The sequence below is a fragment of the Burkholderia sp. HI2714 genome, assembly GCF_002223085.1.
Taxonomy (GTDB): Bacteria; Pseudomonadota; Gammaproteobacteria; order Burkholderiales; family Burkholderiaceae; genus Burkholderia; species Burkholderia lata_D.
On the sequence record NZ_NKFM01000073.1, the window covers coordinates 14,916 to 29,108 of the forward strand.

At 62.2% G+C, this 14,193-nt stretch carries 13 protein-coding genes and 2 pseudogenes; all 15 read right to left on the minus strand.

Annotation, left to right across the window (positions count from 1 at the left end; all coding sequences use genetic code 11):
* Positions 1-8 precede the first annotated feature (8 nt).
* Positions 9-395: a DUF4280 domain-containing protein gene (locus tag CFB82_RS39830; protein ID WP_089487722.1), complete on the minus strand. Its 387-nt coding sequence runs from the start codon at positions 393-395 to the stop codon at positions 9-11.
* Positions 380-1,120 carry a toxin-antitoxin system YwqK family antitoxin gene (locus tag CFB82_RS39835; RefSeq protein WP_089487723.1) on the minus strand — a complete coding sequence of 247 codons (741 nt, stop codon included), beginning with the start codon at positions 1,118-1,120 and terminating at the stop codon, positions 380-382. Before CFB82_RS39835 ends, CFB82_RS39830 begins: the two co-directional genes overlap by 16 nt.
* 8 nt (positions 1,121-1,128) lie before the next feature.
* The gene (tssI, locus tag CFB82_RS39840; RefSeq protein WP_089487724.1) at positions 1,129-3,051 is read right to left on the minus strand and encodes a type VI secretion system tip protein TssI/VgrG; all 1,923 of its coding nucleotides are present in this window, start codon (positions 3,049-3,051) and stop codon (positions 1,129-1,131) included.
* 4 nt (positions 3,052-3,055) lie between these two features.
* Positions 3,056-5,791: a type VI secretion system ATPase TssH gene (tssH, locus tag CFB82_RS39845; RefSeq protein ID WP_089487725.1), complete on the minus strand. Its 2,736-nt coding sequence runs from the start codon at positions 5,789-5,791 to the stop codon at positions 3,056-3,058.
* Between the two features lie 9 nt (positions 5,792-5,800).
* Positions 5,801-6,901 carry a type VI secretion system baseplate subunit TssG gene (gene tssG, locus CFB82_RS39850; RefSeq protein WP_089487726.1) on the minus strand — a complete coding sequence of 367 codons (1,101 nt, stop codon included), beginning with the start codon at positions 6,899-6,901 and terminating at the stop codon, positions 5,801-5,803.
* The gene (gene tssF / locus CFB82_RS39855) at positions 6,856-8,613 is read right to left on the minus strand and encodes a type VI secretion system baseplate subunit TssF (protein ID WP_089487727.1); all 1,758 of its coding nucleotides are present in this window, start codon (positions 8,611-8,613) and stop codon (positions 6,856-6,858) included. The genes tssG and tssF overlap by 46 nt, the downstream gene beginning before the upstream one ends.
* Before the next feature lie 18 nt (positions 8,614-8,631).
* Positions 8,632-9,069, minus strand: coding sequence for a type VI secretion system baseplate subunit TssE (gene tssE / locus CFB82_RS39860; protein ID WP_089487734.1), 438 nt, complete (start codon positions 9,067-9,069; stop codon positions 8,632-8,634).
* Between the two features lie 67 nt (positions 9,070-9,136).
* Entirely contained in the window at positions 9,137-9,628 is a 492-nt protein-coding gene (locus CFB82_RS39865; RefSeq protein WP_089487728.1) for an Hcp family type VI secretion system effector, read from the minus strand.
* A 65-nt stretch (positions 9,629-9,693) separates the two neighbouring features.
* Positions 9,694-11,190 (minus strand): type VI secretion system contractile sheath large subunit, encoded by a 1,497-nt coding sequence (gene tssC, locus CFB82_RS39870; protein WP_089487729.1) that lies wholly within the window; start codon positions 11,188-11,190, stop codon positions 9,694-9,696.
* 72 nt (positions 11,191-11,262) lie between these two features.
* The gene (gene tssB / locus CFB82_RS39875) at positions 11,263-11,799 is read right to left on the minus strand and encodes a type VI secretion system contractile sheath small subunit (protein ID WP_089487730.1); all 537 of its coding nucleotides are present in this window, start codon (positions 11,797-11,799) and stop codon (positions 11,263-11,265) included.
* Positions 11,800-12,297: 498 nt separating this feature from the next.
* Positions 12,298-12,603, minus strand: coding sequence for a hypothetical protein (locus tag CFB82_RS44325; protein WP_179255519.1), 306 nt, complete (start codon positions 12,601-12,603; stop codon positions 12,298-12,300).
* A 115-nt stretch (positions 12,604-12,718) separates the two neighbouring features.
* Positions 12,719-13,045, minus strand: a pseudogene (locus CFB82_RS44655) (transposase); the annotation flags it as partial.
* Positions 13,046-13,253: 208 nt separating this feature from the next.
* Positions 13,254-13,577 (minus strand): annotated as a pseudogene (locus CFB82_RS39890) (addiction module antidote protein); the annotation flags it as partial.
* A 1-nt stretch (position 13,578) separates the two neighbouring features.
* The gene (locus CFB82_RS39895) at positions 13,579-13,875 is read right to left on the minus strand and encodes a type II toxin-antitoxin system RelE/ParE family toxin (RefSeq protein ID WP_179255521.1); all 297 of its coding nucleotides are present in this window, start codon (positions 13,873-13,875) and stop codon (positions 13,579-13,581) included.
* Between the two features lie 71 nt (positions 13,876-13,946).
* On the minus strand, positions 13,947-14,193 hold a 247-nt coding region (locus CFB82_RS43780; protein ID WP_218829092.1), incomplete at its 5' end, for a hypothetical protein.

A 14,193-nucleotide genomic window follows, 5' to 3' on the forward strand; every position in this document is an offset into this window, starting at 1 on the left:
TCTCGTTCTCAGGCTGTTAGCGTGGTGAATTGCGCGGGCGCGACGACCTGGATGACACCGGCCCACATACACATCAGCTTCGATGCGTTCTGTAGTGCAGGCATCGCGCCAATCGTGACCGTCGGCGAGCCCGGAGCCCAAGGCGCGACTGTGGCAGGCACGCACGGCATCGGCGTAAGCACGCCCGATGCCGCGACCGTGGCGGCGGCCACCATGGGATTGGCCATCGAGCTGCATAGCCCGAACGGCACGATGTTGACGAATGGTTTTGAGTCCATTATGTTCGCCGCCGGCGCACTCGCCATCACACGGTTGACCGGAAGCACCTGCAGCGTCGCGGGCGCGGCGCCAAAGCTGCACTGAAGCAGTGCGCCCGAAGTCACCTGAATTCCCATGTTTCCCCTCTCACCCACTTTTCCAATTGCTTGACAATGCGCGGCCTACGGACGGTGTCTCCGTTAGCTGCGGGCACATCGAGCGTACTCCACTCGCCCTGCGGCTTGCCCAGGCGATAGACCCGCTCGTGCGTTGCCGTCCCGTCTGGCGCGTAGCGGCGCAGCGTACCGTGCAGCAGGTCCGTCTGGTACGGCAGGCTCTGCACTAGTGTGCCATCAGCGGCATACTCGCGCGTCTCGCCCTCGAGCCGGCCTTTCGCGTAGCGCGCGCGACGCACCACCACGCCGTCGTGCAAGAAGAGCGCTTCACGTTCGAGCTTCCCGATCTCGTAGGTCATGCGTGACGTCACGAGGCCCGAGGGTGCATACGTCGTGCTCTCGCCGTGCAGCTCGCCAGCAACGTATTGCCGCCGGCCTGCGAGGCGCCCGTCCTGATATACCGACATCGCACCGTCGAGCTGGCCCATTCGGTACTGCGCCTCCTGCACGGGCCGCCCCTGCGCGTCAAACGTACGCAGCGAGCCGTCGAGCAAGCCGAACGCGTAGCTCGCGCGCAGCAGCGCCGTGCCGTTGGGCGCGTACTGCACGGTCTCGCCGTACGGCACACCGTTGACGAGCTCGGTGCGGCTCACGAGGCGGCCCGCGCTGTCGCGCGTCTCGACCACCGTCGGCTCGACGGCATCGGCGGCGTACAACACGGTGGCGGTTGGCATGGGTTCGGACATAGAGTTCCTCAATTGAGCTGGACGATGCCGCCCTTGAGCGCGAGCTGGCCGCCGCCGTCAACCGTTTGCTGAGCAGAGGCTTTGTGCGAAATCGTCATGCCTTCAGTGCTGAGCGAAGTCGTGGCCTTGATCGCGTGCGTGGTGCCGGCTTCGCTCGCGAACGAAGTGCCAGCCTTGATGCTCACCGAGCCCGTCACGTCGATCACCAGATTGCCGCCCACCTTCAGCGTGTAATGGCCGTCGACGGCATGCACGTAATCGCCCGTCACGCTATGCGTAAACTTCGCGTGATTGGTGTGCGTTTCGTCGCCGGTCACGTCGAGCGCGCGCGTCCCCTTGACGATATGCATCTCCTTGCCCTCGCTTACTTCGATGCGGCGGTCGCCCTTTTTCACAACGTGCGTCTCCGCGCCCGACTTCACGGTCGTCGAAAGTGCGTCCTCGATCTCGACTGTCATGTCCTTCTGTGCGTGGAAGTACAGCTCTTCAGAATGGATCTTGTCCTCCATGCGAATCTCGTTTCCTGCCCTGCCTTTCTTCGACGAGCGCGAGCGCATCACGCTCTGCGTCTGCATCGATGGCAGCGAAATGGGCGTCGCGTTCTCGCCGTTGTAGACGCAACCGGTGACGAGCGGCCGGTCGGGATCGCCGTCCACATAGCTCACGACGACTTCCTGCCCAACGCGCGGAAGGAACAGGTGCCCCCAGCCCGGCCCCGCCACCGACTGCGCGACGCGGACCCAACAGGAGCTGTTCTGGTCGGCCCCTGATGTGCGGTCCCAGTGGAACTTGAGCTTGATACGGCCTTGCGCGTCGGTCCACATTTCCTCGTCGGTTGAGCCGACCACTTTCGCGGTGTGCGTGCCCGCCACAAGCGGCCGGGGGGTCACGAGCGGCGCACGAAATGGCACAGTGACAGGAAATACGTCGAATTCGTTTCTGTAAGCCATGTTTGAAGCCGTATGCCGCACGACGCGCGTGACATAGCTCATGTTGAGCGAGCTGTCCGGATGCCCGCTCAGCGTGAACGTAGTGCCGGCGGCAAGACCGTAGTACCAGCTGCCGCCATGCCCGGTCTGTCGCGTGACGTTGTGTGCCTCGAGTTGCACGGTGGATAGATGGGTCGCCTGCCCGGCAGTCGCGACCCGGCCGGGGAAGGTGTAGCGCGTGCCGGTCGGCACGCTCGAGGAGCCTTTCGCCGAGGACGTCATCGTTGCCGGCGACGTGTAGTCGTAGTCGCTGACGATGTGCTCGCCAGCTACGACGCCCCGCGCCATTGCAAACGATTCGAGATGCTTTGCATCGCAGGCAGAATCCGCACGGGGTGCGAAATATAGCTCACCGGCAGGGGTTGCGTCGTGGGCCGAAGGTTCGTCGGCGAGCACCATCGTGTGCGCGCCGTCCGCGAACGTGAAGAAATAGAAAATACCTTCCTCTTCCATTAGCCGCGAGATGAATTGAAATGCGCTCTCGTCGTACTGGACGCAGTACTCGCGCGTCCCATAGGCACTCCTGCTCTTCGTGCGATCCTCGAAGGTCACGCCGAAGCTACCCAACACGCTTTTGATGATTTTGAGCGCCGACTGGTTCTGCCAGATCACGCGGTCCTGCCCGAGCGTGAGCAGCCACAGGCGCGGCGCAAGTTCCGCCGAATAGAACCCGTACTTCACGTCGGCGCCCGCGTGCGCGAAACGTGTGACCATGCCGTTGAAATGCCTTGCGATGCCAGTCTGGTCCTTAAGCGTCACCGTCACGCTTTTCCCGACGATCTCATCGGGATCGAGCGCCTTATTAGTCGAACGCATACGCAGATCGAAGCGAAATAGCTCTGAGATTGCTTCACGGCCCCCAAAACCGTCGAGCAACAGCACGTCTTCGCCGAACGGCGTCGAGACCGATGCGAACCAATTCGCCTGGCCGGGAGTCGACATGCGCTTACGCCTCCTCGTTGGAGAGGAAACGGAACTCGATCGCGCCGGCCAGAGTCAGCGCGAGATGCACTCCGCAAAACGGTTCGGATATCGAAATGCGCTCGAGGACCTGGCGCGCAAGCTCCGGAAGCACCGACTGCGTGAGGATGTGGTCCACGTTGCGCGCGCCGCTGTCCACTTCCTTGCACCGTTGCGCGATCAGCGCGGCCACGTCCTCGTCCCACGTGAGGTCCGCGTGATGGTTACGCTCGAAGCGCTGTGCGAGCCGTTCGAATTTCAGGTTCACGATCGCATTGATCTGCGCGTCGCCGAGATGGTAGTAAGGCACAAGCACGAGTCGGCCAAGAAATGCCGGGCTGAACTGCCGCAGCAGCGCCGGGCGTAGCTTCTCGATGAGCTCCTCAGGTGGGGGGCGGCGGCCGCCGCTGGATGCCTCAGTGATGATGTCCTGGGCGGCGTTCGACGTGAGCAGGATCAGTGTATTCTTGAAGTCGATCGGTACACCTTCGCCGTCTTCTATCACGCCCTTGTCGAACACCTGGAAGAACAACTCCAGTACATCCGGATGCGCCTTCTCCATTTCGTCGAGCAGCACAACGCTATACGGACGGCGACGCACTGCCTCGGTGAGCACGCCGCCGCGCCCGTAGCCGACGTAACCCGGTGGCGCGCCCTTAAGCCCGGACACGCTGTGAGCTTCCTGGAATTCCGACATGTTAACGGTGATCATGTTGCGCTCGCCGCCATACAGCATGTCCGCGAGTGCACACGCCGTCTCGGTCTTGCCCACGCCGCTCGGCCCGATGAGCAGGAACACGCCAACCGGCTTGCCCGGATCGTCGAGACCGGCGCGGAACGTGCACACGCGGCGCGCGATCGCGTCGAGCGCCTCGTCCTGGCCCACCACTCGCTCGGCGAGCTTGTCCTGGAGATTGAGAACGGTGTGCAGCTCGTCGGCAAGCATGCGGCCAACGGGAATGCCAGTCCAGCCCGAGATGACCTTGGCCACCGTTTCCGAGTCCACGCACACGGGCACCATCGGTTCATCGTTCTGCACGGCTTCAAGGCCTTTTTCGAGTCGTGCGAGGTTTATCGCAAGCGATTCGACATCCTCACCGTCAGCCGTGGTTCCGGGGTCTGCAAGATAGCTGCGGATCTTCTTGCGCCACGCCAGGATCTCCTCCACCGCGCGCTTTTCGGTGCCGAGCTTGTCGGTCAAACGCGAGCGCTGCGCGCGCGCTTCGCCGAGCTGCCTCGTCACCGCAGTGACGGCGTCAGCGCGGTCGGCGCCAGTGGCAGACTCGTGGTGCAGGATGCGAAGCTGGTGCTCCGCTGCGTCGATCGTGCGGCCAAGCGCCTCGACTTCTTCCGGCGTACCGCTCTGTCCGATCGCAACGCGCGCGCACGCGGTGTCAAGCACGCTGATCGCCTTGTCCGGCATCTGGCGGCCGGAGATATAGCGATGCGATAACTTCACGGCGTCACACACGGCGTCGTCGAGGATTTCCACGCCGTGATGCTCTTCGAGCTTCTGCACCATGCCGCGCAGCATGTCAATGGCGACAGCCTCGCTCGGCTCCTCGACCTTGACCACCTGGAAGCGCCGCGCGAGCGCCGGGTCGCGCTCCACGTATTTCTTGTACTCGGCCCACGTGGTCGCGGCGATCGTGCGCATCTCGCCGCGCGCGAGCGCCGGCTTAAGCAGATTGGCCGCATCGCCTTGGCCTTCGCTGCCGCCCGCGCCGATCAATTGGTGTGCCTCGTCGATGAAAAGGATCACCGGCATCGGCGATGCCTTTACCTCTGCAATCACCGACTTGAGCCGGTTCTCGAACTCGCCTCTCACGCCCGCACCTGCCTGGAGGAGCGCCAGGTCTAGCGAACGCACCGACACGTTGACGAGCGCGGGCGGCACGTCTCCCTGCACGATGCGCTGCGCGAAGCCCTCGACCACAGCCGTCTTGCCCACGCCTGCTTCGCCTGTGAGGATCGGGTTGTTCTGGCGGCGGCGCAGCAGCACGTCGATGAGCTGGCGGATTTCAGCGTCGCGTCCGCGAATCGGATCGATCTTGCCCCCGCGCGCGAGGCCGGTCATGTCGACGGTGAATTGCTCCAGCGCCGACTTGCGACCGTTCGCGCCAACAGAGCCGCCCGCCCTGCTCGGCATCTCACCCGCCCCTGTCGCGGCGAACGACGTGGACACTGGCACCGCAGCAGGCTGCACTGCATCGGGGCCGTGATCGGGACTTTGCGAGCCGCCCGCATCTTCCGACGAGCCAGTAAGAATCACCGCAAGCCGTTCGCGCAGGGCCGCGCGCGGAAAGTTGAGCAGCGCGGGCGCCGATTCGAGCAGCATGCCGCGCAGACTGTCGACTTCGAGCAGCGCGAGCACGAGCGTGCCCGAACGGATCTGCTGCTCGCCAAGCAGCATTGAGCTGAGCAGCCACGCTTCCTGGAAGAGCGTCGAGAAGGTCGGCGAAAGCGCCGGCGTGCGGCTGTTGCCGCGCTTGAACCCGTCAACGGCCTTCTGCAGCTGCGAGGTGAGCGTTTCGGGCTCGATGGCGAAATGAGCAAGAATCGCCTTCACGTCCGGCGCGTCGGATTCGAGCAGCGTAAACAGCAGGTGCTCGACGTCGACGTTGTAGTGCGTCTGTCGCACGCACAGCTGCGCGGCGTGTTCCATTGCGCGCTTGCATTCCGGATTGAGGCGGCTCAACAACGTGCGAATATCGATATCCATGCGCGGTCCTTAGTGATGCTTCGGCGCGGGCACGGCGGCCTCGCTCATCGCGAGGCGCACCGGTGCCGGTGCGTGAATGGTTTGACGCGAGCAGCCCAGCCACGTCGTCCAGCCGAGGCGGGACGCGCGCGGGCCACCGGCTTCGCAGGCGGTGGCTTGCGGCGCGAGGCGCAGCACAAACTGAACGTCGAAATCCTGCTGCAGATACGCGCGGATGAGCCATGCGGCGAGTGCGTGATCGGCGCCGTCGGGCAATAGCGCTTCGAAGCGCGCCTTCGTCAGGCCCGGAAATTCGAGGCAGATGCCGCTCGCCTGGTCCCACGTGCGCCGCCCGAGCACGGCCACACCGGGGAACCGCGCCGAGCCCGAACCCGCTCGCGCGAGGCGCAGCGAATCGGAGCTTTCAACCTCGCGCCAGCCGCCGACGAATTGCGCGCCGCGCACTTCGAGCCCGAGCCGGTCGGCAAGCAATGCAATGAGGCCCGCCATCGAGCGGGGCGCGGCGCTCAGCAGCCCCGCGTGGCGCAGCCACAACTGCGCTTCCCACGCGCCGCGCGGGCCATCGCGCAGGCCCAGATTGCTGAGCGCGTCGAGTGAGACCGCAATCGCGCTCGCGTGCGGCGAACGCCAGTTCAGCCCCGGCGAGTACTTCTTGCGGCTACGATACAAGAACGAAAGAAAACGGTGATTGAAGACGTCGAGCAGGTCCGCCGTCGCCGTGTCGTGCTGCGCCCGGCGCTCCAGCACGAGTTCGGTGTACGCCATCGGCAGTGGGCCGTTCGCGCCTGCGAGCGTAAGCACAGGCGTGGACAATGTCCAGGTGACGCGCGGCGCGTACGACACACTGCCGACAGCGTGCAGGCCGCCTTGTCGCGCTTCCGTATGCTCTCGCACACTGTGGACGTCGCTCGGCTCGAACGCGAGCGAGACGTGACCGGTGAGGCGCACGGCCTCGCCCAGCCCGTTGCTGCGCCCGAGCGAACGCGCCCACGGCACTGCCCGGTCAAGCAGACTGATCGCCTGAAACAGATCAAAGCGCTGCGGATTGGCCTTAAGACGGTCGATCAGAGCAGCTGCTGGCAGCCTGTCATCGGCTCCCATTGCTTCCATATCTCGTCTCCACGGCGCACTACGAGCCGCACAAAGGAATTGACTGACGTGTACATCGCGAAGAAGCGCGCGAGCACGGCGCCCAGCAGCAGCGGCGAGCCGCCCACGAAGGTTTCGGGATCGAACTCGACTGCCACCTCGGTGCCACGGCAATAGCCACGCCACGCGTCGCCGCCGACATGCGCGGTCGCACTGCGCGCCTCCACACTGCGGATGCCGCGAATCTGGTCCTGCTCGCGAGTACTGTCGGAAACGAAGAGGCGCAACATCTCCTGCAACTGCGCACAGCCCGTCGCACCGCTCACGAGCGAGTGATAATTGAGCGTCAGCATCGAGATCAAGCGCCACAGCGTTTCGCTGCCAAGCGCCGGGCTTCGCTGAGCGGTCGGTTCGTAGAGGCAGCGCACGCGCACGTTCTGCGAGACCTTCTCGACCAGCATGCGCGCACCCACCGGCACCTGCTCAGCGAGCCGGCTGTTCGTGCACAGCACGTTCGCGTAGATCACGGGTGCACCGGGATCGGCAAACATGTTGGCTGAATCGACGAAGCTCAGGAACATGTCGGTTCCCTGGACGTTCTCTCGCAGACTGCGCTGGCGTCGGGCGGACCAGAACACGGTGTCACCCTCGGCATCGACGTGATCGATGGCTGAAAAGCACGGCACCTCCGCCTCGGCCCCCAGTGTCGGATGCGAGGCCACGACGGAGTCGATCGAGTGGATCTCAGTGATCGACTCGCGCCGCTGGTCCGCGGCCAGCCGGTACTCGTAGTGACAATGATCGACGACGATCGGCTCGCTCGTCTGCGAGAACAGATTTATGACCGGCACGCAGCCGAGCTGGAAATGCCCCGCGTGCAGCATGCCGAGACCGCGCGGCGTGCGGTTCAGGTGCAGCACGATCTCGCAACGGCGGCCCTTGCCGAGACGCCCTTCGAGATGGTGCAAATCGAAAAAATGAAACTTGCGCGGAAACGCAAAGTATTCCTGCATCAGCGCGTATGCGGGCTGCGCGTTGCGCGGGCGCGGCAGCACGTCGTCCGCTGCGCCGTAGCCCACTTCGCGCCACGCGCGCACGGGCAGCAACGTTGGCGCGCGCGCATCCTCCGGACGCACCGAGATGTCCGCCACGCCCGACACTAGCAGCTCGTAGAGCGGCATCGTCACCATCCAGTCGCCGTGGAGGTGCAGGCGCAACTGCTTGATTTCCAGCTCGGCAAAGTCGACGCCGTCTGCACATTCCAGCGTGAGGCGCAGCGTGGCGTCCTCGCCAAACGAGGCGTGGCTGATGCCGAGAGGCCAAAGCACCGTCTCCCACGCCGTGCGAAAGCGGCACGCGTCGCCCGTTTCCGTGCGCACCTGCAAGCCCGCGTGACGCGGCACGGCAAAGCCGGCCGTCACCTTGCCATGGGTCCGGTCGAGTTCGAACTGCGCTACGGTCATCGACGGTACGGGCTGCACGAGAGTCGGACACACGTTTTCGAGCAACGCTGAAGCGACCTGCGGAAACTCTTGGTCGAGATCGCGATGCACGCGCGCCGCGAGAAACGCGACCGCCTCGACAAGACGCTCCGTATGCGGGTCGAGCGACTCGGTGCCGTGCAGCGCGAGACGCGAGGCGATTTTCGGATAGCGACGTGCAAACTCCGCACCTTGCAGACGCAGGTACGAAAGCTCGCGTTTGTAGTATTGAAGGATGTCGTCGTTCGGCATATCAGCTCAAGCGTTGTCTCACGCCGCGACGAGCGTATGGCTGTTGGCGGCAAGCTCGAACGCCACGTGCGTGATGCTTTGGCCAGCACGCATTTGAGCACTAATAGTCAGGATTGCCCGCTGCGTGTGGGCAGCGGGCAAAGCGAACGCAACATCGACATTGACGAGGCGCGGCTCGAACAGAGAAATCGCACGCCAGATGGCTGCGGCTATCGCATCACGGTCAGGTCCCGAATGCAGTGACCGATCCGAAAAGTCTGGCACGCCGTAATCGATCACACTCAAGTCGCATTCGTAAAATTCTTCGAACGTCAAACGAGAGCGCGCATTGAGCAGTCGCGTGAGTTCGCGTGCGATCGACGCCCGCAGCGCATCTGCGCCGGGGAGCTGCGCCTCGCCGCTGGCGGCGAGGCGATCGAACAATGGCATCGGTGAACTGCTTACGATTGCTGGCATCACGCAAAAACTCCAGGCGTCACTGACCGGGAAGCTCCAGACTCCGACGGAGGCGCGCATTTGAGCATCAGGCAGCCGGCGCCGCAATCGCATTGTTCTTGGCCAGATCCCAGCCAAACGAGGCGGTACCCTTCTTCGTCGAGTCGACATTCTGCTGCGTGTACACGGTCGCCAACTTCGTGAAGTGAATCGACATGCTATCGTTCGGTTCGCCAGCACCGGAGGTACTAATCGCCGAGATCATGGCGTCGCTGAGCGTATACACGATCAGCGGCATGAATTTGCCTTTTTCGTTACGCCCAATCGAGATCTTGGCATCGCCAAGCGGATCGCCACTAGCACACGCCTCATAGAGCGCCGGCGTGGACTGGTCAGTTACCTTGGTGACGCTGAATTCGCTAAAATTAGGACGGCCGAGCGTGCGTTCGGTGCGACCCACATCGTTGTTCATTTGCATTTGCACGCCATGCGAATACGAATGCAAGACGATGTGGTCGGCCGCGCCTTCCAGCACCGAATTGCCCTTGATGCTCTTTAATTGCAGGAGAACGATATCCATGACTGCCTCTTAACAGTGAGTGTAAGTTCAGCTTACGCTTGCGGTTAGCGCCGCACGCACGATCGTCAAGCAGCTGCTGCTGGCAGTTCCGCGACGAGACGAATCGACGCCGTCAGTTCTTCCATCTGGAAGTGCGGCTTCAGGAAGCAGGTCGCGCGATACGCTCCCGGCTTGCCCTGCACCTCCGTCACGTCCACGCGTGCCTCGCCAAGCGGGAAGCGCGCCTTCTGTTCATGCGAGGCCGACGGATTGATCAACACGTAGTCCGCAATCCAGTTATTCAGATACGCCTCAATGTCGCCGCGCGACTGGAAACTTCCCACTTTGTCGCGCATGATCACCTTAATGTAGTGCGCGAAGCGTGAGGCCGCGAGCACGTACGGCAGACGCGCCGAAAGCTGCGAGTTGGCGTTGGCGGCGTCCTTGTTGTAAAGCTTCGGACGATTGGTCGTCTGGCTACCGAAGAAAGTCGCGAAGTTCGATCCCTTCGAGTTCACGAGCGAAATAAAGCCAAGATCATTCAGCTCTTTTTCGCGACGGTCGGTGATCGTCACTTCGGTTGGGCACTTGAGGACGACATCGCCCTCGTCAGTCTTGTACGCGTGCGCGACCATGCTCTCCACCTTGCCGCCGCCTTCCACGCCGCGGATGGAGGTCGCCCAGCTGTACTTCGCGAACGCATCGGTAATGCGCAGGCCAAGCTGGTAGGCAGAATTGGCCCATAAGTACTTGCTGTGATCGGAGCCGTCGACGTCTTCTTCGAAGTTGAAATTCTCAACAGGCTTCGTCTTCGCGCCATACGGGAGGCGTGCTGCGTACGAGGGCAGCACAAGCGAGACATAACGCGAATCTTCCGAGTCGCGGAAACCACGCCAGCCGGCGAGCTCGGCGCTCTCAAACGTTTTCGAGAGATCACGCGTCACGCCAAGGTCCGTGAACGATTTCAGGTCGAACAGGCTCGGCGCGGCTGCAGCTATAAATGGGGCGTGCGCCGCTGCGGCCACCTTCGACATACGCTCCAGCAGCGCGATGTCCTGCGGATGACGACCGAACGAGTAGTCGCCGATCAGCATCGAAAACGGGTGGCCACCGAACGTTCCGTATTCCTCTTCGTAGACTTTCTTGAAGAGTGCGCTCATGTCGTGATCGACCGCGGTTTCGAGATCCTTTAGCAAGTCTTTCTTCGTCACGTTCAAGAGGCGCAGCTTCAGGCGCGGGCCCGTTTCCGTGCCGTACACCATGTCGTGCAGACCCGTCCATGACGCTTCGAGCGCCTGGAACTCCTGATCGTGCATGATCGCATTGAGCTGATCCGAGAGCAACTTGTCGATCTCGGCGACGCGCTCGTTGATCATTGCGACGACGCTCTTGTCCGGGCTTGTGCGCATGCCTTCGTCGAGAATCTGCGACGCGAGCTGGCCGATCAGTTTCTTCGCGTAGCCGCTTTGCGACGGCTCGACGGCCATGTTGCCTTCGTGAACGATGCGCTCGAGCAGGCTCATCTCGGCGCCTAACGAGGCTTCGAGGTTCCGGGCTTCGCCGGCTACAGCATTGCTTTCCATGTGAATTACCTTTGGAAGTTCGTTGCACCCACAACTGGGCGGTTTGGGCCTCGCCCGTATGCCAGCCGCGGCTTATTCAACCGGAGCACTGCCCATAGCCGCGGCGGCGGGTGCGTTGCCGGCCTGGGCTTGACTTTGAACTTTCTTAAGCTCCTCACTGCTCTGCACGATCCGCTCGAGTATCGAATCGAGTTCGTCGTTGCCGTCGAGTTTTGCTAGCAGATCGCGCAGTTGCTGGCGCGCTTCGAGCAGCTTGGCGAGACGCGGCACCTGGTTCACGATGCTTTCAGGGTGGAAATCCCCGAACTTTTCGAACTTCAGCTCGACCTTGATATTTCCCTCACCCTTCATCGCATCGGGTACGGAGAGATCGAGGCGCGGGCCGATTTTTCCCATGATTTCGTCGAAGTTATCACGGTCAATATCGACCAGACGGCGCTCCTTGAGCTTGGGCAACGGCGTGGCCGGATGCCCCGAAAGGTCCGCCAGCAGACCGACCACAAGCGGAAGCTCACGCTTCTCGACTGCGCCGCCAACTTCGACGTCATAGGTGATCTGAACACGCGGCGGACGGTTACGCCCCACCCATTTCTGCAAACTGTTCGACATGGATCTCTCCGGAAATACCTGGCTGCTTAGGATAACGAATATTTAATGCCCGATTCGCCCGCGCACGTATCGGCACAAAGTGCAAACCGCTCAAAGTGCTGATCGGAATAAGTCGCGTACAAAATTTCGAGAGCAATGCCGGCATTACAATACCATTACATTTCCATTTTCCGCAATGGTATTGTCAATTTTTTCGGCATGCGGACGAGCGAGGTCAGCAGAAGCGAAGGTCGATTGACGTCACCGATTGCGGCGACGAGACAGCACACGCGTACTCGACGCGATCCGCGCGCTGATGCTCGAGCAGTTGCCCGGCGTCGTTCCGAAAAGCCTGCTCGACAAGGCTTTGTTCAGCAGGGTAGTCGCCCAGTTGGTTGCAGACGCAACTATGCATTTTTGAAGCAAACGGGCCTACCGAACGAATTCCACAGGTTCAGCAGGTTGGCGATGATCACGCCCTCGCACTGCTGCGACAACAAACACGCGCGGCGGCGTCAATTACCCGAAACTGAACCGCAAGGAGCGACAACTATGACGACCTGACTCGCGACAATTACCCCAGCCGACCGGCCAAGATAGTTGTCGTTTGACCGGCCAAGGTAGTTGACGCTCTACAACGGGCAGCACGCCGCAGGCTGACCACGCCTCGGTCTGCGCAAGGCTGTAATACGCCCCATCGGCGATCACGCAGTCGACGTTCGCGTCGACCGCCAGCACGGCATCCAGGCCCGCCTCGTCGCAGACGTGATCCTCGGTGATCGCGATCTGGTGGACATTCATCTGCGGATCGATCGACAGATGCATCTTGCGCCACGGCGTCCGGCTCGCATCGCGGCCGTACTTTTGCCGATGCCATTCGCTGGCAGCGCTGTTTGACCTGAACCTCGAGCGTGCGAAACCGCTCGCTGAGCAACCCGAAACTCGGCACGGCGATGTCGAGTCCGCGCAGCGCCCAGAATTCCTGCATATGGCCGGCGATCTGCCGCATACCCCAGCCGAACAGCCGGTAGAACATGAAGATCAGTTCGAGGTACGCATCGCTGTACGTCTGGGACTGGCCCGACACGCCATGCTGGTAGGGGGCCTCGTTGATGAACAGCGCCTTCAGATCGCCGTCGGGGCAGTACAGGCTGAGCTGTCCGCGCCGCTTCAGGCTCTCGTTGTACTCGTGCGCGTTGGTTACCGCGTAGTTCGGCTTCGGCCGTTTGCGAGCTTCTCCAGTCTTTAGTCTCGCCTTGTAAGGCATGAAAGTTCGCCGGTCGGATAGATCATGGGGCTCTTTCTACCGGACCCACGGTCGCCGCGCAAGGACCCTGCTGAACAAAGCCAGATTTAGTCTAGTTCACTGCACGTCAGGCGTGCGCGGCGCTGCTGGCTCGAGTGCGGCCCTTGGCGGTTGTGCCGCTCGCTCGCTTCGCGACCGGCCGTGCTTTCTTCGCCACTACGGATTTCATCGCGGTTTTGGCCTTGGCCGTCGCTTTCAGCGTTGTTTCGGCCTTTGCCAGCGTGAGATGCAGACCCATCGCCCCAATCACCTTCATGATCGTCGCGAATTCGGCATTCCCCTTGTTGGAGAGCGCGCGATACAGCGCTTCACGCGCGATGCCCGACTCGCGTGCAAGTGCCGTCATGCCACGTGCCTTGGCAACGTCGCCAAGTGCCGCCTGAATCTCGACCGGATCTCCGCCTTCGAACGCTTGTGCGAGGTACAGACGGTAGTCGGTTTCATCCTTCAGGTACTTCGACGCGTCGAACTCCATCAACTCGCTAACTTTCATGTCAAATCTCCAACTCTTTCGTGATGGCCTTGGCGCGCTTGATGTCCGCGGCCTGCGTGGACTTGTCGCCACCGCACAAAATGATCACCAGCACGTCGCCACGCTGCGTGAAATAGACACGGTAGCCTTTACCCACGTCGATCTTCATTTCCGAGACGCCGTCGCCAACCGCACGCCAGTGTCCAAGATTGCCTAACCGTGCCCGGTTGAGCCGACCCGCGATCGCCGTCGCCGCCTTGCGGTCTCGCACGCGAGACAGCCAAGTGTCAAATTCGGGCGTAATGATCAGTTTCGTCATCTGCGAATTGTAACTCATGGATTACGACGCTGCAAACGCCCGCCCAGGCCACTTAGTCGGACATGCGAAATTCATGCGCCTGCTTCGAGCTGCGCGCAGCGCGAGCTCGTCGCGAGTTGAATCGCGCACGTCAACGCCACCGCCCATCGAAATGGCGAGCGCAAGGGTACGTCAACTCGTAATTGCCGGGCTATGGTGAGGTAATAATGCGCGAAAGCCGCACTTTTGACGCACCGAAGCAAGCGCAAGAAGACTGGCCCGATGCCCAGTCGGGCAATCGCGCGCAGCAACCAGCGCAGGTTGAAGCCCGTTGCGCAC